This is a genomic window from Rhizobium sp. BE258, assembly GCF_031457345.1.
GTDB lineage: Bacteria > Pseudomonadota > Alphaproteobacteria > Rhizobiales > Rhizobiaceae > Rhizobium.
This window is the reverse complement of the sequence record NZ_JAVDWL010000006.1, coordinates 361,467-386,248: the sequence shown is the minus strand read 5'-3', so window position 1 is coordinate 386,248 and position 24,782 is coordinate 361,467. Positions and strand designations below refer to the sequence as shown.

The 24,782-nt window shown below is 61.2% G+C and carries 20 protein-coding genes and 1 tRNA gene; 4 read left to right on the top strand and 17 right to left on the bottom strand.

Translation table 11 applies throughout. The features are described 5' to 3' along the window. Positions 1–133 precede the first annotated feature (133 nt). The 4 genes from J2X43_RS22410 to J2X43_RS22395 form a co-directional block, all read right to left on the bottom strand. A complete protein-coding gene (locus tag J2X43_RS22410; protein WP_112385412.1) occupies positions 134–577 on the bottom strand; it encodes a response regulator in 444 nt (147 codons plus the stop codon). After that, a complete protein-coding gene (locus tag J2X43_RS22405) occupies positions 574–2,067 on the bottom strand; it encodes a CHASE3 domain-containing protein (protein ID WP_310297447.1) in 1,494 nt (497 codons plus the stop codon). Before J2X43_RS22405 ends, J2X43_RS22410 begins: the two co-directional genes overlap by 4 nt. 114 nt (positions 2,068–2,181) lie before the next feature. Beyond that, complete coding sequence (locus tag J2X43_RS22400) at positions 2,182–2,526, bottom strand: hypothetical protein (RefSeq protein ID WP_112385413.1); 345 nt, start codon at positions 2,524–2,526, stop codon at positions 2,182–2,184. 75 nt (positions 2,527–2,601) lie between these two features. Then, a complete protein-coding gene (locus J2X43_RS22395; protein ID WP_112385414.1) occupies positions 2,602–2,844 on the bottom strand; it encodes a DUF6894 family protein in 243 nt (80 codons plus the stop codon). A 227-nt stretch (positions 2,845–3,071) separates the two neighbouring features. Between J2X43_RS22395 and J2X43_RS22390 the strand changes: the two genes are divergently transcribed. After that, entirely contained in the window at positions 3,072–4,643 is a 1,572-nt protein-coding gene (locus J2X43_RS22390; RefSeq protein WP_310297442.1) for a bifunctional diguanylate cyclase/phosphodiesterase, read from the top strand. A gap of 611 nt (positions 4,644–5,254) precedes the next feature. Here J2X43_RS22390 and J2X43_RS22385 read toward each other — a convergent pair. From J2X43_RS22385 to J2X43_RS22370, 4 genes are all read right to left on the bottom strand, one after another. Next, positions 5,255–5,331: transfer RNA gene (locus J2X43_RS22385), tRNA-Met, on the bottom strand. Between the two features lie 131 nt (positions 5,332–5,462). Beyond that, the gene (gene mnmA, locus J2X43_RS22380) at positions 5,463–6,662 is read right to left on the bottom strand and encodes a tRNA 2-thiouridine(34) synthase MnmA (protein WP_310297438.1); all 1,200 of its coding nucleotides are present in this window, start codon (positions 6,660–6,662) and stop codon (positions 5,463–5,465) included. 216 nt (positions 6,663–6,878) lie between these two features. Further along, a complete protein-coding gene (locus J2X43_RS22375; protein ID WP_310297435.1) occupies positions 6,879–8,006 on the bottom strand; it encodes a TDT family transporter in 1,128 nt (375 codons plus the stop codon). A gap of 182 nt (positions 8,007–8,188) precedes the next feature. After that, a complete protein-coding gene (locus J2X43_RS22370; RefSeq protein ID WP_310297433.1) occupies positions 8,189–8,398 on the bottom strand; it encodes a hypothetical protein in 210 nt (69 codons plus the stop codon). Positions 8,399–8,579: 181 nt separating this feature from the next. On the opposite strand from J2X43_RS22370, the gene J2X43_RS22365 reads away from it, so the two are divergent. Next, the gene (locus tag J2X43_RS22365; protein WP_310297430.1) at positions 8,580–9,479 is read left to right on the top strand and encodes a LysR family transcriptional regulator; all 900 of its coding nucleotides are present in this window, start codon (positions 8,580–8,582) and stop codon (positions 9,477–9,479) included. A 2-nt stretch (positions 9,480–9,481) separates the two neighbouring features. Here the strand turns inward: J2X43_RS22365 and J2X43_RS22360 are convergent, their stop codons facing one another. The 3 genes from J2X43_RS22360 to J2X43_RS22350 all read right to left on the bottom strand — a co-directional run bounded on the left by J2X43_RS22360 (position 9,482) and on the right by J2X43_RS22350 (position 12,651). Continuing rightward, positions 9,482–11,635, bottom strand: coding sequence for a putative bifunctional diguanylate cyclase/phosphodiesterase (locus tag J2X43_RS22360; protein WP_405049632.1), 2,154 nt, complete (start codon positions 11,633–11,635; stop codon positions 9,482–9,484). Between the two features lie 119 nt (positions 11,636–11,754). Further along, positions 11,755–12,177: a pyridoxamine 5'-phosphate oxidase family protein gene (locus J2X43_RS22355; protein ID WP_112385419.1), complete on the bottom strand. Its 423-nt coding sequence runs from the start codon at positions 12,175–12,177 to the stop codon at positions 11,755–11,757. Between the two features lie 51 nt (positions 12,178–12,228). Beyond that, positions 12,229–12,651, bottom strand: a complete 423-nt coding sequence (locus J2X43_RS22350; RefSeq protein WP_112385420.1) for a helix-turn-helix domain-containing protein — start codon at positions 12,649–12,651, stop codon at positions 12,229–12,231. Positions 12,652–12,721: 70 nt separating this feature from the next. Between J2X43_RS22350 and J2X43_RS22345 the strand changes: the two genes are divergently transcribed. Together J2X43_RS22345 and J2X43_RS22340 are read left to right on the top strand one after the other, a co-directional pair. Next, entirely contained in the window at positions 12,722–14,947 is a 2,226-nt protein-coding gene (locus J2X43_RS22345; RefSeq protein ID WP_310297421.1) for a heavy metal translocating P-type ATPase, read from the top strand. Positions 14,948–15,035: 88 nt separating this feature from the next. Continuing rightward, positions 15,036–15,629: a YidB family protein gene (locus J2X43_RS22340; protein ID WP_310297417.1), complete on the top strand. Its 594-nt coding sequence runs from the start codon at positions 15,036–15,038 to the stop codon at positions 15,627–15,629. A 68-nt stretch (positions 15,630–15,697) separates the two neighbouring features. Here the strand turns inward: J2X43_RS22340 and serA are convergent, their stop codons facing one another. From serA to tilS, 6 genes are all read right to left on the bottom strand, one after another. After that, on the bottom strand, positions 15,698–17,293 hold the full coding sequence (gene serA / locus J2X43_RS22335) for a phosphoglycerate dehydrogenase (protein WP_112385423.1): 1,596 nt from the start codon (positions 17,291–17,293) through the stop codon (positions 15,698–15,700). An 86-nt stretch (positions 17,294–17,379) separates the two neighbouring features. Next, on the bottom strand, positions 17,380–18,561 hold the full coding sequence (locus tag J2X43_RS22330; RefSeq protein WP_310297413.1) for a phosphoserine transaminase: 1,182 nt from the start codon (positions 18,559–18,561) through the stop codon (positions 17,380–17,382). Between the two features lie 190 nt (positions 18,562–18,751). Beyond that, a complete protein-coding gene (locus J2X43_RS22325; protein WP_112385425.1) occupies positions 18,752–19,609 on the bottom strand; it encodes an outer membrane protein in 858 nt (285 codons plus the stop codon). Positions 19,610–19,811: 202 nt separating this feature from the next. Then, on the bottom strand, positions 19,812–21,164 hold the full coding sequence (gene glmM / locus J2X43_RS22320) for a phosphoglucosamine mutase (protein ID WP_112385426.1): 1,353 nt from the start codon (positions 21,162–21,164) through the stop codon (positions 19,812–19,814). Between the two features lie 247 nt (positions 21,165–21,411). Continuing rightward, a complete protein-coding gene (gene ftsH / locus J2X43_RS22315) occupies positions 21,412–23,343 on the bottom strand; it encodes an ATP-dependent zinc metalloprotease FtsH (RefSeq protein ID WP_112385427.1) in 1,932 nt (643 codons plus the stop codon). Between the two features lie 98 nt (positions 23,344–23,441). Then, a complete protein-coding gene (tilS, locus tag J2X43_RS22310) occupies positions 23,442–24,776 on the bottom strand; it encodes a tRNA lysidine(34) synthetase TilS (protein WP_310297404.1) in 1,335 nt (444 codons plus the stop codon). Between the last annotated feature and the right edge of the window lie 6 nt (positions 24,777–24,782).

Sequence of the window (24,782 nt, the reverse complement as noted above, 5' to 3'; positions counted from 1 at the left end):
AGTGGGGAGCGTACACGGCGCATGCGTCTTCTGAAGATCGCGACCGCCGTTGTTCTCATAGGCTTTGTCATCAGCATCCCGATGCTGGTGAGCTGAAAGAAGGGCGAGCAGCCAAACTGCTCGCCTTTTCGCATTATTGCTGCGGAATCTGGATGACCGCAAAGAACAGGCCGAGCTGGCGGATCGCGTGCGCGAAGCCTTCATAATCCACAGGCTTGGTGATGTAGACATTGGCGCCGAGATCGTAGCAGCGCTGGATTTCACGCTCGTCATCGGTCGTCGTCAGGATCACCACCGGCATGCGCTTGGTGTGCTCGTTGCCCTTGATCTGCTCGAGAATGTCGATGCCCGAGGTGTCAGGCAGATTGAGATCGAGCAGCACCAGCAGATAGCGGTCCCTGCTGACCTCACCGCTGCGATCGGCACCAAGGATGAAATCGAGAGCGCTCTTGCCATTGGTGAAGGGAACGATCTCGTTGTTCACGCCGGCCCGGCGCACGTTCTTCTCGATAAGGCGGGCATGCCCCTCATCGTCTTCGATCATCACGATCGTGACTTCCTGGCCCGTGGCTTTCATGACTCTGTACCCTTTACGATGGTGGTGAGATCCGAAGGCAGGAGCAGCGTGAACGTGCTGCCGGTACCCTCAATCGACTCGACAGTAATGTCGCCGCCCAAATTTCGTATTAACGAACGCACATATGCGAGGCCGATCCCCTCGCCCGGCTGGTCTTGCTCGCCGGCGCGGCGGAACAGCTCAAAAACGCGCTCGCGGTCGTTCTTTGCAATACCGCGGCCATTATCCTCGACATCGATCTTGATACGGCCCTTGCCGGCAGGCATTGCCCGGACCGCAATCTTCACCGGGCGGCCAGGATAGCGGTATTTGACCGCATTGTCGAAAAGGTTGCCGACGATCTGGTCCAGCGAGAAGCGGTCCGTGATGAGCGCCGGAACGCGAATGTCCATCTCCATCGTCCCGTCGGCAGCGACCACCTGGTGGTGAACGCTCGCAGCCGCAGTCTCCATCGCGGCCTTGAGGTCGACCCTCTCCGGAACCAGTTTGCGGCGCCCGTCGCGGGAAATCTTCAGGATGGCGTTGATCAGCGAATCCATCTTCCGCGTCGACGAGCGGATGAAGCTCATCGCCTCCGGAAGGTCTTCCTCCACCGCCAGCCGCGCTTCCTTGATCTCGCTTTCGCTCGGCTTCTTCTCGTCGGCCATCACATAGGCCGTCACTGCAATGAGGCTCGCCTCCAGCTCGCTGAGGAAGCCCATGATATTGACCAGCGGCGCGCGCAGGTCGTGGGTGACGATATAGGCGAAGCGCTGGATCTCCTGGTTCGCCTGCATCAGATCCTCCGTGCGCTCGTTGACGCGCTCCTCAAGGCCGCTGTTCAGCGCTTCCAGTTCCTCACGCGCCCGCGACAGATCGCGCACATGTTGGAAGATAATGAGGATGGCGCCGCCAAGCACAATCACGATCGCCAACGCACCGCCGACGGTGACCCATTGCAGATCGCTGGCGGCCTCGAGCTGCTCGGCAACGATCACCCGCAAATGCTCGTCGGTCAGCCCAATGAAGCCGATCATAAGGCGCCGGGCATCGTCCATGTAGACGCGCCCGCTGTCGTTGCTGACGATGGCAAGCGCTTCCTGCTGCCTTCCGCTTTGGGCGAGCGCTACGGTGTTCTCGACCTCTGCCAGCTTGCCGTCGATCGCCTTGTCGAGGTCAGGCAGTTTCCCGGCATATTCCGGGTAGTTGGCAACGGCATCGGCAAGGCGCTTTCGCCGCTCCGGCAGATTTTTCAAGGCCAGATTGAAAGGATCGAGATAGCTCTGCTCGCCGGTCAGCAGAAAGCCGCGCTGGCCGGTTTCGGCATCCTGAAGCGCCGACAGCAGATCGGCCGAGCCGCTGCGGATCCGGCGCATCTCGGCAACGGTATCGGAATAGACCCGGTTTTCTCTCGTCAACCACAGCGAGGTCCCGACGATGCCCACCAGAAGCAGAACGCCGAGCCCGAGCATGATCAGCGTCGAGCGAACGAAGGAGGTGTTGGATGACATCAGGGATTTCTCTGAAAAGGATTTTCTGAAATACAAGTGACGGAAAAACGCCCTGCGATCAACCCGATGACCGCAAGGCAATGATACCCAGCGTGACTATAAATGGGATTTGCGTCAGTGTTTGACGCCGTCGCCCGCTATCGACGGACTGGTCACCGAAACCGGATCGCTTGCCGGAAACGTATCCTCAAGGCCGCGATCAAGCTGCGCTTCCAGCTCCTGCTCTGCCTTGGAAACGCGCGCACTCTCGCGAACGCGCATATCGCCGCCTTCCTGCGCCTCGGCCGAAGCAAATTCGCCCATCAGCGCCTTCGCCTTGTCGATTGCGTTTTGCCGGTTGAGATCATCGGCTCCCTTCATCTGAACGGAGACGACCTCGCCGCCATCACTGACGAATTCGACGGTGAATCCCGATTTTCCGCCATGGCTGGGAATGACCTGAGTGCCGACGACCTGCATGGACCTATCCTCCTGAGCGTTTCAACTTCAATGTCCAAACGGCAGAGGCGATCGCTTGGTTCCGCGGGACGGCTATCAGGATTGGCGCAGGTAGCTGATGGTCAGCTCGAGTTCAAGATTGACGATCGGCATGCGCTGACCGTTCTGCACCTCGATGCTGAGCCGCTCGCCCGGCGCCGACGGCAACCCATCCAGCGCCATTTCCGCCAGCACGCGCTTGGCCTGTTCAACGGCCGAGATCAGATCCGGAAACTCGAAAGCCCGGTCGGCTGGCACAGTGCCGTCATTGTCATGCGTCTTGAAATAGAATGCGGACATTGCTTCCCACTCTGGTTTTGCTCTTTAAAGCGGGAAACAGGCTAAAGGTTTCAATTCGCGTCTAAAAACTTGGGCGGAGCCGGCCAGGCCCGTCGTTTCCGTGCGACCACCGATCCCTTGCGTCGTTCTGCAGCCCAGTGATTGCAGCAAACAATCACTACCCGTTTTCAACGAACATTTCAGACTTCGATGATATTGCTATGTCTTATATGGGGTGAGGAATGACGATGCCGGGGTTCTTTCGTAGCCGTGCCGGAAGGCAATGTTTATCGGTCATGATGCTGGGAACGGTCCTTTGGCTGCTCGGCGCCTGGCTGCAATTCGGCGACGGGCTGTCGGCTTTTGTGCAGATGTTCGATGATTACGGCGCCGAGAAGCTGGTGCTCGCCTTCGTCATCGCCGGTGCGATGAGCTTCATCTATTCGATCCTGCGCATTGCCGATCTCCGCCAGGAAATGGAGCTTCGTGCCGCGGCCCAGTTCAAGGCCGATTGGACGGCCACCCACGATCACCTGACCAAGCTTCCGAACCGCTACGCCTTCGAGCGCAAGAAACTCACCCGCTCCACGCCGAAGAACCACGAGCATGCAGAGGCGGAAGCGCTGAATGTCACCGTGTTTTCCGTCGATCTCGACGGCTTCAAGAAGGTCAACGATCTCGTCGGCCACAAGGGCGGAGACATCCTGTTGATCGAGGTTGCCCGGCGCATCTGTTCGCTCGGCAATGCCGATTGCGTCTACCGCTTCGGCGGCGACGAATTCGTCATCATCGGCGCCGGCATGACCGAGGAGCGCGAGCGGCATTTCGCGCGCGTCCTGATTCAGGCCGTCACCAGGCCAATCAGCATCGACGGCTTTGCCGTCGAGGTTGGCGCCAGTGTCGGCTACGAGCGCTGGATCGAGGGCAGCGAGCCGCTCGAAAACGCCGCGCACCGCGCCGATCTTGCGATGTACGAAGCAAAGTCGCGCGGCCCCAACCATGCCCTCGCCTTCGAAGCCTCGATGCAGGACAAGGTCGCCGAACGCGCGGCTCTCGAAGCCAAACTGCGCACCGCCATCCAGCAAAAGGCCATCCGGCCCTTCTACCAGCCGCTGATCGACCTGAAGACCGGCGATATCTGCGGCTTCGAGGCGCTAGCCCGCTGGACCGACGATAGCGGTGTCAGCATCCCGCCGCCTGTCTTCATCGGCATTGCCGAAGAGACCGGGATGATCACCGAGCTCTTCGAAAACCTGCTGACCCAGGCCTGTGGCGATGCACTGGCCTGGCATGACCGGATCGTGCTCTCCTTCAACATCTCGCCGGTGCAGATGGAAGACAGATTGCTGGCCTCGCGCGTACTCAAGGTGCTGGTCGCCTCCGGCCTGCCGCCGGAGCGGCTGGAGATCGAGATTACCGAAAATGCCCTGATCCAGGATCCGGCGGTGGCCGCCGTCATCCTTGATGAACTGCATGCGGCGGGCGTCCAGATCGCCCTTGACGACTTCGGCACCGGCTATTCCAGCCTTGCCCAGCTCGCCCGTTATCGCTTCGACAAGATCAAGATCGACAAGAGCTTCGTTGCCACCTACCAGGACGACGAACGCCAGGAAAAGATCGTCCGCGCCATGCTCGGCCTCGGCCACAGCCTGAACATCAAGACGACGGCCGAGGGCATCGAGGAACACAGCCAGCTCGGTTACCTCACCCGCCTCGGCTGCGACATCGGCCAGGGCTACCTGTTCGGAAAGGCCATGCCAGCCGATCAGGCCAGCGCGTTTATCGCCGAGCGGATGCAGACGCTGTCTGCTGCGGGATAGCCGGAGGTATCCTGAAAGCCTGCGGGCCTGAATCCGGCGAGCCGATGCAAATCACCACGCTCTCAGGAACCAAACCGCGCAGACCGCGTTGCTTTTCCAGTCTCGTCAACAGAACGTTGGAAGAAGCATGAAGAAAATAATAGTGGCCTGCCTGCTCGCCATCACCTCGATTTCGGCAATCCCGTCGCCAAGCATGGCGGCTCCCACGGAGCGGCAAAGGGAAACGTGGGCGAGAACCCACGGACAGGAGTATCGTCCGTTGCGCCATAGCCGCGATTACCGCGACGACAGACGTTACCGTCCACGTTGCCATACGGAGACCGTTCGCTATTGGCGTCACGGTGATCTCATTCAAAGACGTGAACGGATTTGCCGGTGATAGCCTGACAGATCAGTCTTCGGATCAACCTATGCCCGTCGCACACCATTGCGGCGGGCATTTTTGATCAAAACGTCGAGCGCTTGGGAAATGTCAGGATGAAGACGCTGCCGGCACAGAACGCATCTGACCAGAATCAAAGCAAGCAGAGCTGCCCAAAAGTCTCATCGCAAAAGAGCGATCAGAGGCTTTCTCAAGCCTCACCTTAGAATGCGTATTCGGTGATGAAAAATGGTAGCGGGGGGCGGAATTGAACCGCCGACCTCAGGGTTATGAATCCTGCGCTCTCACCAACTGAGCTACCCAGCCACACCATCCAGACAAGCCCTTCACAAAGCGGCAGCCCGTCGGATGAGCGGGTTATTAAGAGCGTCTCGGCTTTGTGTCAAGCACGTGAAGGAGAAAAAGGGAGCGCTGCAGCATGGCTTTTCCCAACAATTTCACGCAGCCACCGGCTGGCTCAGAAGCGCTTTCAGCGAGGCTTCCGCTGCAGGCTCACGTTCCGAGCGTTCGATGAAGCCGCCGCCGAAAACGCGGGCGTCGTCGCCCGGCGCCGAATAGAGCGCACAGGCCTGGCCCGGCGCGATACCGGCTTCGCCGACGGTCAGATCGACATAGATGCCCGATGCGTCGGCGCGCAGCACCGCCGGTTCCGGCACACGGGTGGAGCGGACCTTGGCATAGCAGGCGAAGCCTTCACCGGCAGCAGCCTGCAGCAGCGGTTCGTCGCCCAGCCAGTTGACGTCGCGCAGATAGACGCGGTGGGTTTCCAGCGCTTCCTTGGGGCCGACGATGACGCGGCGCGAGCGCGCGTCGAGATAGACGACATAGAGCGGGTCGCCAGTGGCGACGCCGATGCCGCGGCGCTGGCCGATCGTATAATGCAGGATACCGTCATGACGGCCGAGCACGCGGCCGTCGAGATGAACTATCTCGCCCGCCAGCGCCGCATTTGGCTTCAGCTTGTTGATGACATCGGAATACTTGCCCTGCGGCACGAAACAGATGTCCTGGCTATCGGCCTTCTTGGCAACGACGAGGCCCATCTCTTCGGCGAGCTTGCGCGTTTCCGCCTTCGGCAGGCCGCCCAGCGGAAAGCGCAGATAATCGATCTGCTCCTGCGTCGTCGCGAACAGGAAGTAGCTCTGGTCGCGATCGGCATCGGCAGGGCGATAGAGTGCCCGGCGTCCCGGCGCGCCGCTTGCGGGGTTGGGCCGCGAACGGATGTAATGGCCGGTGGCCAAGGCATCGGCGCCGAGCTCCTTGGCGGTTTCCAGCAAATCAGCGAACTTGACTGTCTGATTGCAGGACACGCAGGGGATCGGCGTTTCACCGGCCACATAGCTTTCCATGAACGGGTTGATCACCGTATCGCGAAAGCGCTTTTCATAATCGAGCACGTAATGCGGAATGCCGAGCGTCTCGCAGACGCGGCGCGCATCGTCGATATCCTGACCGGCGCAGCACGAACCGGCGCGGTGAACGGCGGCGCCATGATCGTAAAGCTGCAGGGTGATGCCGAGAACGTCATAGCCCTGGCGTTTCAGAATTCCGGCCACGACGGAGCTGTCGACGCCGCCCGACATGGCCACGACGACACGGGTGTCTTCCGGCTTCTTGTCAAAATCCAGTGTATTCACGTCCCACTGCCAAATTCTGCGCGAGTTCCGCGATTGATGCGACCGGCATGCTTTGCGCTGCAAATACGGCCGGTTTCGATGCCACCGGCGGGCTCGTCCGCCGGGCTTTCCGTGCCGCTGGATATAGAAAGGATTGGCCGCCCACGCAAGGGGCAGCCTCCACAGCCGGAATTCGGCCGCCGTCCCGACGAGTGAACGGCCTATGCCGCGCAGAATTCAGTTCTCCAGGCAGGGATCGGCAAAAAGAAAACCTTTCAGCGCGCCGGAGAGCGTCTTGCCGACCACGACCAGCCAGATCATCGCAAGCGCCGCCACTAGCACGCCGCCGAAACTTGTCAGCAGTGGAAAGTCGAGGAGTTGGCCAAGCCGCAGCGTCGTCACCGCATAGACGCCGATCGGAAAGGTGAAGGCCCACCAGCCGAGATTGAACGGCAGCCCCTCGCGCGCATGGCTGACCGTCGTGGCGATGGCGATCGCCAGCCACCAGAGCCCGTAACCCCAGAGCAGAACGGCGCCGAGCAGGCTCGCCCCGGCCATCGCCGTCGCCAGTTCGCCGAGCCCCTTTGCTTCCAGCACGCTGGCGCTATTGGCGGCAAATAGAGCCAGACCGAAAGCACCGGTGCCGATCGGGCCGAGCGCCAGAAAGCTCGTCGCGCTCATATTGGCAGGCGGCAATTTGTGCAGCGCCATGCGCAGGAACAGGATTACCAGAATGCCGAGCGCCAGCGGCACGGAGCAGGCCCAGAGGACATAGCTCGCGAACAGCATGGTGAATTGCGGCGCACCGGACGGCAGGTGCGCCATTAGCATCGCGCCGCTGCCGGCGGTCACCTCAGAGGCGACGATAGGCAGCAGCCAGACCGCCGTCATCTGATGGATCGCGTGCTCCTGCCGGGTGAACATGGCAAGCGGAATGGAAAGACCGGCAAGGATCGCCAGCGCCGCATCGAACCACCATAGCGATTGCGCGATATCGATCGCGAAATCCCCGACCAGCGGCTGCCCGAAGATCACGAAGCCGTTGATGATGGTGGCGAGTCCCATCGGAATGCAGCCAAAGAACATCGAAAGCACCGGATGATCGAAGATCCGGCGCGCATCGCCAGGATAGATGATCCACTTCGCCGCGTAGATCAGCGAAAGAGCAATGAAGAGCAGGATGTTCGCCACCCACAGCGTTTCGCCGAGGCTGTAGAGCGCCGGTGCCGATGGAAACTGCGCCAGGCAGACGGCGAACATCCCGGTACCCATGGTCGCTGCAAACCAGTTGGGCGTGAAATGCCGGACAAGCCGCAGCCCTTCGCTGGGAACATCACCGGCACCGGTTTTCATCAGAATGGTCATTGCCGCTCGCCTCATCTTTCGGCGTCACCAATAGACCCTTGAATTAATCGCTTCCAACGAATTGTGATTGTCAAACCGTTCGATAAAATCGATGAAACTATACTAAAATAAATGCCCCGGCCTAGTTAGCCGAGGCAATCTTTCTTCATCTCTCCAGCGCGATGCAGCCAGGCGTCAGAGCCTCAATGCCCACCGCTGGCCGATGCATCCGTCATCTTTTCGAGCACTTGATCCAGGCTGAAGCTTGCAGATTTCTGCCGGGGCGGAAACTCTTTGAACGATGACAGGAATTCCGCCACGCCTGCCTGGGCCGGCACAAGCAGATAGATGTGCCGGAACATCCAATCGTAGAACGTATTGGAGGTCTGTATCGCGCGTTCGTATGGATCCATCCGCAGATTGAAGTATAGTTGGACCAAGGGCCAACTACTGCCGCGGTCAGGGACGGCTTGATGCCGGTGTTTCGCGCATTGGAAGGATCAGCCTGACGGCGGCGATCGCTAGAAAATCCCTGTCTACCGTGATAATCGGACTGCAGGCACCCTACCTCTGCGCATCGGCACAAGGATTGACATGACCCTTGATCAGCTTCGAATTTTCGCGGCGGTAGCGTCCGTCGAGCACATCACCAGGGGCGCCGAGAAACTCAACCTCAGCCAATCGGCCGTCAGCGCAGCCATAAAAGCCCTCGAGACCCGTTACGACATCGAGCTCTTCGATCGAGTTGGACGATCGATCGTGCTGAACCCGGCCGGGCGAAAATTTCTGCCGGAAGCATTGAAGGTGCTGGCAAGTGCGGCGGCGGCTGAAGCGGCGCTCATCGACCTCGGCAACCTTCAAGTTGGTGACCTGTCGATCATGGCAAGCAACACCATCGTTTCACACTGGCTGCCCAAGCGCCTGGCGGCCTTCCGGCGGCAATATCCGGGCATCAAGCTCCGCACGAGCATGGGCAACACCAGTGAAGTGACCGCTGCCGTGAAGGCGGGCGTTGCGGAGATCGGACTCATCGAATGGCCGACCGACGACCCTGATGTTGCCGCGATGCAGCTGGACGAGGATGAAATGGTAGTGATCGTCTCGCCGGATCATCCATGGGCCTCGAGAACCCGTCCTCTCGACAATCTGAGTGAAACGTCCTGGGTGCTGAGGGAGTTGGGCTCCGGAACCAGATTCGCCTTCAAGAGCCTTCTGGAACTTCACGCTACACCGGCAGCATCCATCGACGTGGTGATGGAGCTACCCGACAACTCGGCCGTGGTAGGCGCGGTCGAGCAGGGATTAGGAGCCACGTTGATATCGAAAAGTGCCGCCGAAACCTCGATACTGTCGGGACGCGCGGTACAGACAACTATAGCGCCCCTTCCACGACCCTACTTCCTGATCCGCAACCCTGATCGCTATAACTCGAACGCGGCGAAAGCTTTTGAGAAGATCGCCCTGGATAGAGCTAAGACGCCTTCGACGCGATGATCTCACCAATTACCGGCGCGCCTTAACGGCACATCGCCTTCGGTCATCCGCTCGGCGTCGGCCTGCGGCATCGGCTTGCCGAGCAGATAGCCCTGCACTTCCGCAAAACCCTCCCGCCGTAGCCTCTGCAGCTGCTCTTCCGTCTCGATGCCTTCGGCAAGCGTCACCGCATTGAACCCTGAGCCGATGCCGACGACGGCACGGATGATTGCCAGATTGCCGGGGTCACTCTCCATGCCGGCGACGAAACTGCGGTCGAGCTTGATCTTGTCGAAGGCAAAGGCCCGCAGATAGCTGAAAGACGAATAGCCGGTGCCGAAATCGTCGATGGCGATGCGCAGGCCGAGCTCCTTCAGGGCCCGAAGCAGCGGCAGGCTCTGTTCGACATCGGCGAGGAAAACGGACTCGGTGATTTCGATCTCCAGCCGCTGCGCCTGCAAGCCGCTGTCGCCGAGCGCCGAAACGACGGTCGCGAGCAGCGTGTTGTGGCGGAACTGGCAGACCGAAAGATTGACGGCGATCTTTAGATGTCCGGGCCAGCCGGCTGCAACGCGGCAGGCTTCGCGCAGCACCCATTCGCCGATCGGCACGATCAGCCCGGTTTCTTCGGCGAGCGGAATGAATTCCATCGGCGCCACAAGCCCGCGGCTCGGGTGATGCCAGCGGATCAATGCTTCGAAACCGGCGAGTTCGCCGCTCGCCGCCTGCACGATCGGCTGGTAGTGAAGCTCGAACTGCCGCTTCTCGACGGCATCGCGCAATTCAGCGATGAGCTGATGACGCCGCTCCACTTCAAGGCGCATTTCCGTCTCGTAGAAACGGTAGGTGGAGCGGCCGCTTTCCTTGGCGGCGTAAAGCGCCAGATCGGCATGCCGCATCAGCACGTCGGCATCGCCGGCATGATCCGGCGCCAAGGCGACACCGATGCTGCAGGTCACGTGCTCGTTGCTGCCGTCGAGATCGAAAGGCGCGCTGAGCACGGCGAGCAGCTGCTCGGCAAAGCGTCCAGTCCGGCCGCAATCGCCGGATTTCAGCACGATCGCAAACTCGTCGCCGCCTAGGCGCGCCACGAGATCCCCCTCCTCCAGGAGCATCTTCAGCCGCCGCGCCACCTGGCAGAGCAGCGCGTCGCCGGCCGCGTGACCCTTGCTGTCGTTGATCAGCTTGAAGTGATCGACATCGAGGTACAGCAGCGCGATCGGCGTCTGCGCCGTTGCTGCCGCGGCATGGCTCTCGATGTGATCGGCAAAAGCCGCGCGGTTCGGCAGCCCGGTGAGGGCATCGTGCATGGCAAGATGCGCAAGGCGCGCTTCGAAGGCGCGCTCCTCGGTCACGTCCTGCGAGATGCCGAGAAGATAGCGGCGCTGACGACCCTCAGATGCTGGAAGCGCACGCTTCACCGTCTTCAGCAGACGATGGCCGCCGCCCTTCTTGGCAATGACTTCCTCGAAAGTGATCGTGATGTCTTCTTCCAGCACCCGCTTGTCCTGCTCGCGGAAAAACCGGGTCTTGTCGCGAAACACCACGCGGTCGGTCTTGCCGACGATCTCTCGGCCGGGCATTTCGGCAATCGTGGCGCTCTGGCGGTTGAACAGCACATAGCGCCCGTCGTCTTCCATATCCTTGACGAAGACACCGACCGGCAGATTATCGACGATGCTGTCGAGCAGTGAGCGGGCATCTGTGACCTGCCGTCTGGCGGCGTTGACCTCGGTTCGGTCCTGAACGATGGCAAGAATGGCATTGCCGCCGTCGAAGCGCACCTCGCGCCCGTATGTCAGCACTTCGAAGGGCTCGCCGCTGGCCTTCAAATGCGTCCAGCGCTCGGCCCGCTCGATATCGGTCCGGCCCTGAACGGCGCTGACCATCCGCTCGCGCTCGGTCGCGGGCCGGATGTCGAGCACCGTCATCCGCGCGAAGGCCTCGGCGGAATAGCCGTAGAGATCATGGGCCGCATCGTTGACGATCAGGAAACGCAGCGTGACGGGATCGTAGACCCACATCGGCGACGGATGGGTCTCGAACAGCGAACGGAAGTCATCGTTCGGGGCGTGGAAATCATCTGGATTCGTCGTGGTGGATGCCATGAATCTTATCGGAAATTGAAACGGAACTCCGCCGTTATAACTGAAAAAACTAAATAAAATCAGAATCATAGCGCGCCTAAACTTTAGGCGAAAGCCCGATGAATAGGCATCGTCGTTCTGTAAAATCTCGGCAAGTGCTTCCCGTCACCGCGCCGGTGACTATTCTTTTGCCACCGGCGCCGCATGGCCTAGTTCTTCAGTTTGACCTCGCCGTCCTCTTCGCCACTCCAGTAATGGATGCGATCGGCATGGACCTTGATCATCGCTACGCCCTTGGTGTCGATACCATCCTTGAACCAATCGTCGAGGTCTTTGGTCCAATGTTCCTCAAAGGCCTTCTTGTCGCGCACGACCTCGGCTTTACCCTCGACGGCGATCGAGAAGAACTGCTTCCCCTGGAATGTCAGCGAGACCTTGGGGTTACGCTCGATATCGGAGACCATGCGCGAATCCGACCACGTGAAATAGTAGGAGTCGCCGTCGTAATCGACCTCCCGGTTGTTGCTCATCGGCCGGCCGGCGATCGCGCCGCCGTCGGTATGGGTCGATAGCATCGCGACATCGATATCGCGCATCTTCTTGGAAATATCCGCAAGGCTCATCTTCGTCATGACTGGCTCCTCCGTTGTCCAGTCGAAGAAACGGCCACGGCGGTTTTAAGTTCAATGATGGTCGTGCATGCATTGACCGTGATCGGCCAGGATCTCGATGACCCGGCACTGGTCGACGCGCCCGTGGCAGCAGCCCTCGACCATGGTCTCCAGTTCCGCCTTCAGTGCCGTCAGGCTGCGGATACGCTGCTCGACCTCGATGAGACGGGCCTTGGCGATGGCATCGGCGGATGCGCAGGATTGATGCGGGTCGTCCTGCAGCGTCAGCAGCGCCCGGATGGCATCGACCTCGAAACCGAGCTCGCGCGCGTGCCGCACGAAGGCCAGCCGCCGGATATCCGACACTTCATAAGAGCGCTGGTTGCCCTCGCTACGGCTTGGGGCAGCCAGCAATCCGATGCTTTCGTAATAGCGGATCGTCGGCACCTTGACGCCACTCTGACGCGCGGCATCTCCAATGGTGATTTTTTTCATGATCTCCTCTTGCACCTCTAGTGACTAGAGGATGTAGGAAGAAAACCGGTAGAAGACAAGGAACCGGATCATGGCCGAAACATCCCAGGCAAAATACCGCGTCGGCGGCATGGACTGCGCCTCCTGCGCGGCAAAGATCGACACGGCGGTGCGCCGCGTGCCTGGCGTCGAGGATGTCTCGGTCTCCGTGACTGCCGGTACGATGACGGTGCGCCACGACGGCAGCAGCGATCTCGGCACCATCGAGAAACGCGTCACCGGCCTTGGCTATTCCGTCGTTCCGATGGCGGCGGGCGGCAAAGATGCCAGGCACGAAAAGACCGCTGTCCACCACGACCATTCCGGACATGACCACAATCACGAGCATGAGCATGCAGGGCATTCGCATGATGAGGCCGAAATCCCCGGCCTGCATGGTCATGATCACGCGCCGTCCACCGGTCCCTGGTGGAAAAGCAGCAAGGGAAGGCTCACCATCCTGTCGGGCGCGGCCTTCGTCATAGCCTATGCGGCGGGTCACCTTGTCCCGGCGATCGCGCCTTACGCATTCATGGTCGCGATGCTGATCGGTCTTGTACCCATCGCAAGGCGGGCGATGATGGCGGCGCTGGCCGGCACGCCGTTTTCGATCGAGATGCTGATGACCATCGCCGCCGTCGGCGCCGTCGTCATCAATGCGGCGGAAGAAGCCGCAGCCGTCGTCTTCCTCTTCCTTGTCGGCGAGTTGCTGGAAGGCGTTGCGGCGGGTAGAGCCCGGGCAAGCATCCAGTCGCTGACCGCGCTCGTCCCGAAAAGCGCATTGCTTGAGGAAAACGGCGCAACCCGCGAAGTCCCGGCCGAGACGCTTGCCGTCGGCGCCATCATTTTGGTGCGCCCCGGCGACCGGATTTCGGCCGACGGCATCATTGTTTCCGGCGAAAGCGCAATCGACGAAGCCCCCGTTACAGGCGAGAGCGTTCCGGTTCGCAAGACGCCTGATGACATCGTCTTTGCCGGAACGGTGAATGGCGATGGCGCATTGCGCGTCCGCGTCACCGCGGCATCGGCCGACAACACCATCGCCCGCGTCGTCAAGCTCGTCGAGGAAGCCCAGGAATCGAAGGCGCCGACCGAGCGTTTCATCGACCGCTTCTCGAGCTATTATACGCCCGGTGTCGTGGCAGTTGCCGCACTGGTCGCGATCCTGCCGCCTCTTGTCGCAGGCGGCGCCTGGGATGAATGGATCTACAAGGGTCTGGCGATCCTGCTGATCGGCTGCCCATGCGCATTGGTGATCTCGACGCCCGCCGCCATCGCCGCCTCGCTCTCGGCAGGTGCGCGCCGCGGCCTGCTGCTGAAGGGCGGCGCCGTGCTGGAAGGCCTCGGCAAGATCACCGCCGTCGCGCTGGACAAGACCGGCACGCTGACCGAAGGCAAGCCGAAGGTCACCGATATCGTCTCCTTCGGCACGTTGACCCAGGCGCAGATCCTGTCGCGCGCTGCCGTACTTGAGCGCAACTCCAGCCACCCTCTGGCATTGGCAATCCTCAACAGGGCAACGGCCGACAAGCTGCCGGTCCCGCCTGCCCTTGAAGCCTCGGCCGTTGCAGGCAAGGGAATGAGCGGTCGTGCCGGTGGCGAGAAGCTCGACCTCTTTTCCCCCGCCGCCGTGCGCGAGCGGCTGACCGCCGAGCAGGGCGAAGCGATCCAGACACTGAACGACGACGGCAAGACCGTCTCGATCCTTCTCGTCAATGATACGATTGCCGGGCTGGTCGCCATGCGCGACGAAGCGCGAGACGACGCGCGGGCCGGCCTCGACGCTCTCAAGGCCCGCGGCGTGAAGATCGTCATGCTGACAGGCGACAATGCCCGCACCGCCCAGGCGATCGGCAAGCAGCTCGGTATCGATGTGCGCGCCGAACTGATGCCTGAAGACAAGCAGCGCATCGTCGGCGAATTGAAGCGCGAGGGCTTCACTGTTGCCAAGGTCGGTGACGGCATCAACGATGCCCCGGCGCTTGCCGCCGCCGATATCGGCATCGCGATGGGTGGCGGAACCGATGTCGCGCTCGAAACTGCGGATGCGGCGATCCTTCACGGACGTGTCGGCGATGTCGCGGAGATGATCGCACTGTCGCAGCGGACGATGCGCAACATCTTCCAGAACATCACGATCGCGCTCAGTCTCAAGGCGGTTTTCCTGTTCACTACGATCATTGGCGTCACCGGTCTGTGGCCTGCAATCCTGGCCGATACCGGCGCAACGGTGCTGGTGACGATGAACGCGCTTCGCCTGCTCAAGCCGCGCGGCTGAAAACACCGGCGCTGCGGAACATTTTGCCGTCTTGTGCATTGAGGCATCCGGGCGGATTGCGCCCTGGCGATTTCAGCGGGAGGACACCATGGATCGCAGGAATCTTACGGCATTGCTGGGCATATTGGCCGTTGCGGGCTACCAGAACCGCGACAAGATTGCAGCCACGCTTCGCGAACTGACCGGCGGCGCACAGCCGCAAGCCTCGGGCACCCAGCCTGGCGGAGCCGCGCCACAAGCGGATGGTGGAGGCCTGGGTGGTCTCCTTGGTGGCATTCTCGGCGGCGGGCAAGATGGCGGCGGCGCGACACAAACCGGCGGCCTCGGCGGTTTGGGTGGCCTTCTCGGCGGCCTTGCCGGTGCAGGCGGCCTTGGCGACCTGCTGAAAGGCGGCTCGGCCGGCGGCATATTGAGCGGCGGCCTTGGCGGCCTGCTCGATCACTTCCAGCAGAACGGCTTCGGCGACACGGCGAATTCCTGGGTTTCCTCTGGCGAGAACAAGCCGATCGACAACGGCCAGCTCTCCCAGGCCCTCGGCCCCGATATTGTCGACGAGCTCGCCAAGGCGACCGGCCTCAACAAGGATGACCTTCTCGCCCGCCTCTCCAAGACCCTGCCGCAGGCGGTCGACGGGCTGACGCCGCAAGGCCGCGTGCCCGACGCAGGCAGCATCAGCGCCTGATCGCTCAAAACGGAAAAGCCCGGCGCAGTTTCCCGCGCCGGGCTTTTCTTGTCTTCCTGGGAGGAAAATCAATCGACGGCGAAGACCAGCGGCTTGGCCTGGCGGATCGCTGCATTGGCGGTCAGCTTGGCAAGAACTTCGTCGTTCAGCGGTCCATCAACATATAGCAGCGCGATCGCATCGCCGCCCTGCTTGTCACGGCCGAGCTGGAAGTTGGCGATATTGACGCCGGCCGAGCCGAGCGTCGTGCCGATGAAGCCGATCATGCCGGGGACGTCGGTGTTGGTGATATAGACCATGTGCGAGCCGACATCGGCGTCAAGGTTGATACCCTTGATCTGGATGAAGCGCGGCTTGCCGTCCGAGAACACGGTACCGGCGATCGAGCGGGTCATGGTGTCGGTCTTGACCGTCAGCTTGATGTAGCCGTCGTAGACACCGGTCTTGTCGCGCTTGACCTCGGAGAGGACGATGCCCTTTTCCTTGATCATAACAGGCGCCGAAACCATGTTGACGTCCGCCACCTGGCTGCGGATCAAACCGGCGAGCGTTGCCGAGGTCAGCGCACGGGTGTTCATGCCGGCGGTGACGCCGTCATAGAGGATCTCGATTTCCTTGATCGGCTCGTCGGTGACCTGACCGACGAAGGCGCCGAGAACATCAGCCAGCTTGATGAACGGCTTCAGAAGCGGTGCTTCCTCGGCGGTGATCGACGGCATGTTGATGGCGTTAGAAACCGCACCCTTGACGAGGTAATCCGACATCTGCTCGGCAACCTGCAAAGCAACGTTTTCCTGGGCTTCGGTGGTCGACGCACCCAGATGCGGCGTGCAGACGACGTTCGGCAGGCCGAAGAGCGGGCTTTCCTTGGCAGGCTCGACTTCGAAGACGTCGAAACCGGCACCGGCGACATGGCCTGATTTGATGGCTTCGGCGAGTGCGGCTTCATCGACCAGACCGCCACGGGCGCAGTTGATGATACGAACGCCGGGCTTGGTCTTGGCAAGGTTGTCCTTGCCGAGAATACCGCGGGTCTTGTCGGTCATCGGAACGTGCAGGGTGATGAAGTCGGCCTGAGCCAGCAGCTCGTCGAGCTCGACCTTGGTGACGCCCATTTCCTGGGCGCGCTCGGCCGACAGGAAGGGGTCGTAGGCCAGGACATGCATGCCGAGGCCGATCGCCTTCTTGCAGACGATGCCGCCGATATTGCCGGCGCCGATGACGCCGAGCGTCTTGCCGGTAATTTCGACACCCATGAACTTCGACTTTTCCCACTTGCCGGCCTGCGTCGAGGCATCGGCCTGTGGCAGCTGGCGGGCAACGGCAAACATCAGCGCGATGGCGTGCTCGGCGGTGGTGATCGAGTTGCCGAATGGCGTGTTCATGACGATGATGCCGCGGCGCGAGGCAGCCGGGATATCGACATTGTCGACGCCGATACCGGCGCGGCCGATGACCTTGAGATTGGTCGCCGAAGCGATCAGCTTCTCGGTCGCCTTCGTGGCCGAGCGGATGGCGAGGCCATCATAGTTGCCGATGATTTCGGCGAGCTTGTCCTTGTCCTTGCCGAGCTGCGGCTGGAAATCGACTTCGACGCCGCGGTCGCGGAAAATCTGGACGGCGGTTTCCGACAGTTCGTCGGATACGAGAACGCGAGGTGCCATTGTGGGCTTCCTTCAAAAGTGTTCAGCGATGGATGAAATCAGGGATGCTGGGCTCCGCCATTCCGGCGGAGCCTTATGCGATCAACTCAGGCAGCAGCCTGGGAAAGCGTGGCCTTCTGCGTTTCGAACGCCCAGGAGAGCCACGGCATCAGCTTCTGCATGTCGGAAGCTTCGATGGTGGCACCAGCCCAGATGCGCAGGCCCGACGGGGCGTCGCGGTAAGCGCCGATGTCATAGGCGACGCCTTCCTTCTCGAGGAGAGCGACGAGACCCTTGGCGAAATTTGCCTGGCCATCGGCATCGAGAGCGGTGACATCCTTGTCGACGATCTTCAGGCAGATGGAGGTGTTGGAAGCCGTTTCGGCCTTGACGGCCAGGTTGGCGATCCAGTCGTTCGCAACGATGAAGTCGGCGATGACCTTGGTATTGGCATCGGCGCGCGCCATCAGCGCCTTCAGGCCGCCGAGCTTCTGGGCCCAGAGCAGCGCATCGATATAGTCCTCGACGCAGAGCATCGACGGCGTGTTGATCGTCTCGCCGGTGAAGATGCCCTCGATCAGCTTGCCGCCCGAGGTCATGCGGAAGATCTTCGGCAGCGGCCAGGCCGGTGCATAGGTCGTCAGGCGTTCGACAGCGCGCGGCGACAGGATGATGACGCCATGTGCGCCCTCGCCGCCGAGAACCTTCTGCCAGGAGAAGGTGACGACATCGAGCTTGGCGAAGTCCATGTCCTGCGCAAAGGCAGAGGACGTCGCGTCGCAGATCGTCAGGCCCTTGCGGTCGGCAGGAATGAAATCGGCGTTGGGAACACGGACACCCGAGGTGGTGCCGTTCCAGGTGAAGACGACGTCGCGGTCGAAATCGATGGTCGAGAGGTCAGGCAGCTCGCCATAACCGGCTTCGATCTTGCGGACGTCTTTCAGCTTCAGCTGCTTGACGACATCGGTGACCCAGCCAGCGCCGAAGCTTTCCCAGGCGACCATCTCGACGCCGCGCTCGCCGAGCAGCGACCAGAGCGCCATTTCGACGGCGCCGGTATCGGAGGCGGGAACGATGCCGATGCGGTAATCCGCGGGTACTTCCAGAATTTCACGGGTGAGATCGATGGCCTGCTTCAGCTTCGTCTTGCCGACTTTCGCGCGGTGCGAACGGCCAAGCGGCGCGTCGGAGAGAGCATCGAGCGACCAACCGGGGCGCTTCGAGCAAGGGCCAGAAGAAAAATGAGTATTGTTCGGACGGACGTCCGGCTTTGCGGTGGCAGCGGCCATATGTATACCCTTCCAGGTAATTAGCCTCTCGTTGGGGAGAGGTGTCCCGCCGCCGTAGATACAGACCTCGCCCGTCATGGTCAACGGAGAAGTGTCGCACACTGAGGATTTTTTGACGCAGGTGCGACGCGAGGCCTGAAAAGCAAAAAGCCGCCCGAAGGCGGCTTTCGCAGGATCGATAGAGATCCGATTACTTGTAGACAGGCTGCTGCAGCGGAATTTCCGGCTGGGGCTCGTAAGCGACGGGCTGCTCGCAACCGCCGAAGAGGTAGCGTGCACCGGCGCGGACTTCGTGGACGTTGAAGCCCTTGTCGCGGCCCGGGCCGCCGTTCTCAGCATAGCCGAACATGTTGCCACCATCGACATGCAGGAAGCGGTAACCGACATCAGCCTTGACGTTGCAGGTGACGTCGATCGATGCACCGGCCATCAGAGCGTAGCTGAAGCGCCAGTCGCCCTTGCCGTTATGCGTGACGGTATCGTCGCAACCAAAACCGCTGCCGCTGGTGTCGCAAGACGTGTTGCGCAGATCTTTCCACTTAACGTAGGAACCACCGATACCGGCACCGACATAAGGCGTGAAGACGCCATAGGTGCCAAGATCCACATAGGCATTCGCCATCAGCGTCCATGCCGTCAAGGAAGACAGATCGGTCGAAGAGCAGGTGACCTGGCAGGCACCGAAGGCAGAACCGCCGCCAGTCGTCGAGCCGTGGAAGTCGCTCTTGCCGAGATAGTCGAGCGTCAAGTCGGTACGCAGGTAGCTGTTGACCTGATAACCAACACCGCCGCCAACGGTGAAGCTGTCCCGCAGGTCCGAGGTAGTGAAGTCCACTTCGTCAGCGGAGCTTCCGCCCTGATAGAACTTGGCACCGCGCAGATCGTTGAAGCCATAACCGACATCGCCGCGCAGGTACCAGCCGGTCGCTTCGGTAACAGTCACCTCAGGCGGCATTTCCGGAACCGGCTCGACAGGAGCGAGATCGGCCGCCAGTGCATTCGAGGTCATAAGCAGTGCGGCGAAGATGCCGGCCAAGCCTTTTTTCATGATCCACTCCAAAGAAGTTACATTGGCCGAGCGCGAGCCTGCCAATCTGATACGCTTTGTCTGGATAATGAACGGGAAACGTTAAAACCCGCTTAACTACGAATATTTACCGTGTTTGTTCATAGAGCGGACACCATAATTCTTGCGGCAACAAAAAACCGGCGCTTGTGACGCCGGCTCAATGCAAGACATCGGGAGGATCTTACGCCGCGCTGCGGACGTTCGAGATCGTGCCGATCAGGTCGTTGACGATGCGCTCGATCTGGGCGCGGTCGTCACCCTCGGCCATGACGCGGATCAGCGGCTCGGTGCCCGACGGGCGAATAACGAGGCGGCCGTTCTTCGACAGCTCGGCTTCGGCATCGGCAATCGCCTTCTGCACCTGGATATCTTCAAGCGGCTTGCCGCCAGAGATACGCACATTGCGCAGCAGTTGCGGCACGGGCTCGAAGCGGCGGCAAATTTCGCTGACGGTCTTGCCGGTGCGCTTGACGGCAGCCAGGATCTGCAGCGCCGCCACGAGGCCATCACCCGTCGTGCCGTAGTCGGACATGACGATATGGCCGGATTGTTCGCCGCCGACGTTGAAATTGTTCTGGCGCATGTGCTCGACCACATAGCGGTCGCCGACCTTGGTGCGGGCAAGTGTCATGCCCTTGTCACCGAGGAACCGTTCCAGGCCGAGGTTCGACATCACGGTTGCGACAATACCATTGCCGCGCAGCTGCTGGCTTTCGGCCCAGCTCTCGGCAATCACAGCCATGAGCTGGTCGCCATCGACGACGGCACCGTTCTCATCGACGATGATCACACGGTCTGCGTCTCCATCGAGCGCGATGCCGATATCGGCCCGGACTTCATCGACCTTCTTCTGCAGGGCAACCGGGCTGGTCGAGCCGCAATTCAGGTTGATGTTGGTGCCATTCGGCTCGTTGCCGATGGTGACAACCTCGGCGCCGAGCTCCCAGAGAGCGGCGGGCGCAACCTTGTATGCAGCGCCATTGGCGCAGTCGATGGCGATCCTCAGGCCCTGAAGCGTCACGTCGCGCGGCAGTGTGCGCTTGGCATGTTCGATATAGCGGTCGTGGACGCCATCGACGCGCTTGGCGCGGCCGATATCGTCGGACTTGGCGAGCTGACTGGACAGGTCTCTTTCAAGGAGGTCCTCGATCTGCTGCTCGATATCATCGGAAAGCTTGTAGCCATCGGGGCCGAAAAGCTTGATGCCGTTGTCTTCGTAAGGATTGTGCGAGGCCGAGATCATCACGCCGATATCGGCGCGCAGCGATCGCGTCAGCATGGCAACGGCGGGTGTCGGGATCGGGCCGAGGACGAAGGCATCGACGCCGGCAGCAGTAAAACCTGCAACCATGGCGTTTTCGAGCATGTAGCCGGACAAGCGTGTGTCTTTGCCGATGACCACGCGGTGGCGGTGATTGCCGCGGCGGAAGATGGTACCGACCGCGATGCCGACCCGCATCGCCAGATCCGGCGTCATCGGGAAAATGTTCGACTGGCCGCGAATGCCGTCCGTGCCGAAGTAACGTCTCTTCATATGTACCCCTATGCTTCCGGCGCGCCAAGCAGGCGGCGCCATGTGCCAAGCAAATCCTGGCCGCAAGAACGAATCAATTCGTTCGATGTCTCTAACGCGGCCTGCTCATAATAGCGGCATGCCACAAAACGCAGGCGCCATCACGTCAATTACCGCGAAAACCGATTACATCGCGTTACCGATACGAGAAGGCCGGATTTCCTGGGGAAACCCGGCCTCTCTTAAGCTTAGGCTTTCGTACTTTCGGTCAATGCGGCTGCGGCTCGAGGCCACCTTCCGTTTCATCGCCCTTCGATGCCGGGCGTGCGCCCGCCTTCGGAACAGCCGAACCGCGGCTCGGCGGTGAATCGTCGCCGAGATCGCGCGCCGGCTTTTCGCCGCGGATCAGGGCCTTGATCTCTTCACCGGTCAGCGTTTCGTACTCGAGCAGACCCTCGGCAATCGCGACGAACTCGTTGTGATTGTCCGTCAGGATCTGACGTGCCTCGGCATAGGCTTCCTCGATGAGGCGGCGCACTTCGCTGTCGATCTTCTGGGCCGTCGATTCCGAGACATTCTTCGACTGAGAAACCGAATGGCCCAAGAAAACTTCCTGCTGGTTCTCACCATAGGCGACCTGGCCAAGCACGTCGGAGAAACCCCACTGGGTCACCATGGCACGGGCAAGCTTTGTGGCCTGCTCGATGTCGGAGGACGCACCCGAGGTGATGTTCTCCTTGCCGAAGGTCAGCTCTTCCGCGATACGGCCACCCATCATGATCGTCAGGCGCGAGACCATCCACTTGTAGCTCATCGAGTAGCGGTCGCCCTCGGGGAGCTGCATGACCATGCCGAGAGCACGGCCGCGCGGAATGATCGTTGCCTTGTGCAACGGATCGGCCACGGCAACCTTGAGCGCGGTGATGGCGTGACCGGCCTCATGATAGGCGGTCAGCTTCTTCTCGGCTTCGGTCATGGCGGACGAGCGACGCTCGGCACCCATCATGATCTTGTCCTTGGCGTCTTCGAACTCCGCCATGGTGACAACACGCTTGTTACGGCGTGCGGCCATCAGGGCAGCTTCGTTGACGAGGTTCATCAGATCGGCACCGGAGAAACCGGGCGTACCGCGGGCCAGAACCTTGAGATCGACGTTCGGTGCCAGCGGCACGTTACGGGCGTGAACCTTGAGGATACGCTCGCGTCCGACGATGTCAGGGTTCGGAACCACGACCTGGCGGTCGAAACGGCCCGGACGCAGCAGCGCCGGATCGAGAACGTCAGGACGGTTGGTCGCTGCAATCAGGATGATGCCTTCGTTGGCTTCGAAGCCGTCCATCTCGACGAGGAGCTGGTTCAGCGTCTGCTCGCGTTCATCGTTACCGCCGCCGAGACCGGCGCCACGATGGCGGCCGACGGCGTCGATTTCGTCGATGAAGATGATGCAGGGCGCGTTCTTCTTGGCCTGCTCGAACATGTCGCGGACGCGGCTTGCGCCGACACCGACGAACATTTCGACGAAGTCGGAACCCGAGATCGTGAAGAACGGAACATTGGCTTCACCGGCAACGGAGCGCGCCAGCAGCGTCTTACCGGTACCCGGAGGACCGACGAGCAGCACGCCGCGCGGGATCTTGCCGCCGAGACGCTGGAACTTCTGCGGATCGCGCAGGAATTCGACGATTTCTTCGAGGTCCTGCTTGGCTTCATCGACACCAGCGACGTCTTCAAACGTCACGCGGCCATGCGCTTCGGTGAGAAGCTTGGCCTTGGATTTGCCGAAGCCCATCGCGCCGCGCGAGCCGCCCTGCATCTGCCGCATGAAGAACAGCCAGACGCCGAGGATCAGCAGCATCGGCAACAGCGTGCCGAGATAGCTCAGGAAGCCGGAAGAACCGTCGGTCTCCGGGCGGGCCGAAACCAGGACGTTCTTCTGCTGCAGGCGATCGAGCAGGTTGTCGTCGATCACAGGAGAATAGGTCTGGAAGGTGGTGCCATTTTCAACATAGCTTCCGGAGACACGGTTGCCCGTGACCACGACTTCCTTCACACGGCCCGCATCAACCTCACGCAGGAACTGCGAGTAAGGGATTTCGCGCGAGCTGGTCTGTGCCGGCGTCGTCTGGAACATGCTGAAAAGAGCGATCAGCAGCAGAGCTATGATCGCCCACAAGGCGAAATTACGTAAGTTAGGGTTCATCGAACTCCCCAGCACTGGAACAGCCGCCTCATGGCGGCCGTCTTATTTGAACTCTAACATAGGGTTGCGCCGTGTCATTGCCAAGGCGATCCGGTCCGTCAGATGGTTTTTCCGTCAATAAGACCTAAAGGTGGCCTTGGATAGGGGCGTGTTCCAAAAGCCGCCGCGAGGCGTTGGGCGAACTTGAAGTCGAATCGTGTCAAAAAGCGGTCGAATGGTGCAAAATGCGGGATGACCTCCACGCTCCCCAAAAATGCGCCGGACACATTTGCGTCATCTCCAGCGAATACGGCCGGAGCCGCAGCCAGAGCGCGCTTGAGGGCTGATCGCGGCAGGCGATCGTCAACGCCGCATTGGTCTGGCTCGGCACCCTGCTTTTCGACACGGATTTCCGAGCCGGAATGGTTGGCGATCACAAACCGCCCGTCCCAGATGGCGGAGGCGCCCTGCGCAAGCGCGAGTGGCAAGATGCCGCGGTCCTCGCGCGTCAGGTAAAGACCGTCACGCCGCCTGTCGAAGACCACCCGGCCAGCCGTCACCCTCCCCGGCTCGCCGGTTCCGAGAAATGCAAGGACGCGTTCGAGCGACGAAGACGAGAGCGGAAACGCCTGCCCGCCGAAAACCGCTGCCAGACGCCCGAGCGCATAGCAAAAGGCCGGATCGCCAACATCGATCCCTTGTGGCGAAACGCGCCCGAGGCCGCGGTCGGCGAGAGAGAAATGCCGGTCGAGCCAGTCTGCAGCACTTTCCGCAAGCGCCGCTCTCGTTTCCATGGAAGGCATGTCGAGACGGTCGGCGCTTTGCACAGCGAGGGCTGCGCGCGTTCGAACGCGCTCGTATTTCATGTCCTCGTTACTCGGATCATCCGACCAGCCGATATGGCTGGCGGTGAGCAGTGTGCGAATGTCAGCTCGGCTGGAGGCAAGCAGAGGGCGGGCGATCCAGATGCTGCGATCGAACAGCATGGCGTCGGCAATCCCGGTCTCGGCTGCGGACGTGGCGCCACGGCCGGCGCGCATCGCCAGCGTTTCGATCTGATCGTCGAGCGTGTGGGCGGTGACAACAAGATTTGCGCCGAGTTGCCGCGCGGCCGCGGCGAGCAACTGATAGCGGGCCTCGCGCGCAGCGGCCATGATGCCGGTCTTCGGCTTCGGACCTGTCCAGCGGCAGATCAGGTGATCTATGGAAAGCGAATGGCAGAGAGCAGCGGCAGCGCGCGCTTCATCCGCAGAGCCAGGGCGCAGATCGTGATCGACGGTGGCGGCGCAGAGCGAGAATTTCGATTGGAATTTGATCGCTTCGTTGAGGGCGACGAGAAGGCCGGTGGAATCGCTGCCCCCTGAAATCGCAACGAGAATGCGCGTGGGTTCGGCAAGCGATTGGAGAAAGCGGCTGACCGCAGCCTCGGGCGGCAGGATGGCTTCCGGAGACAAACCGGA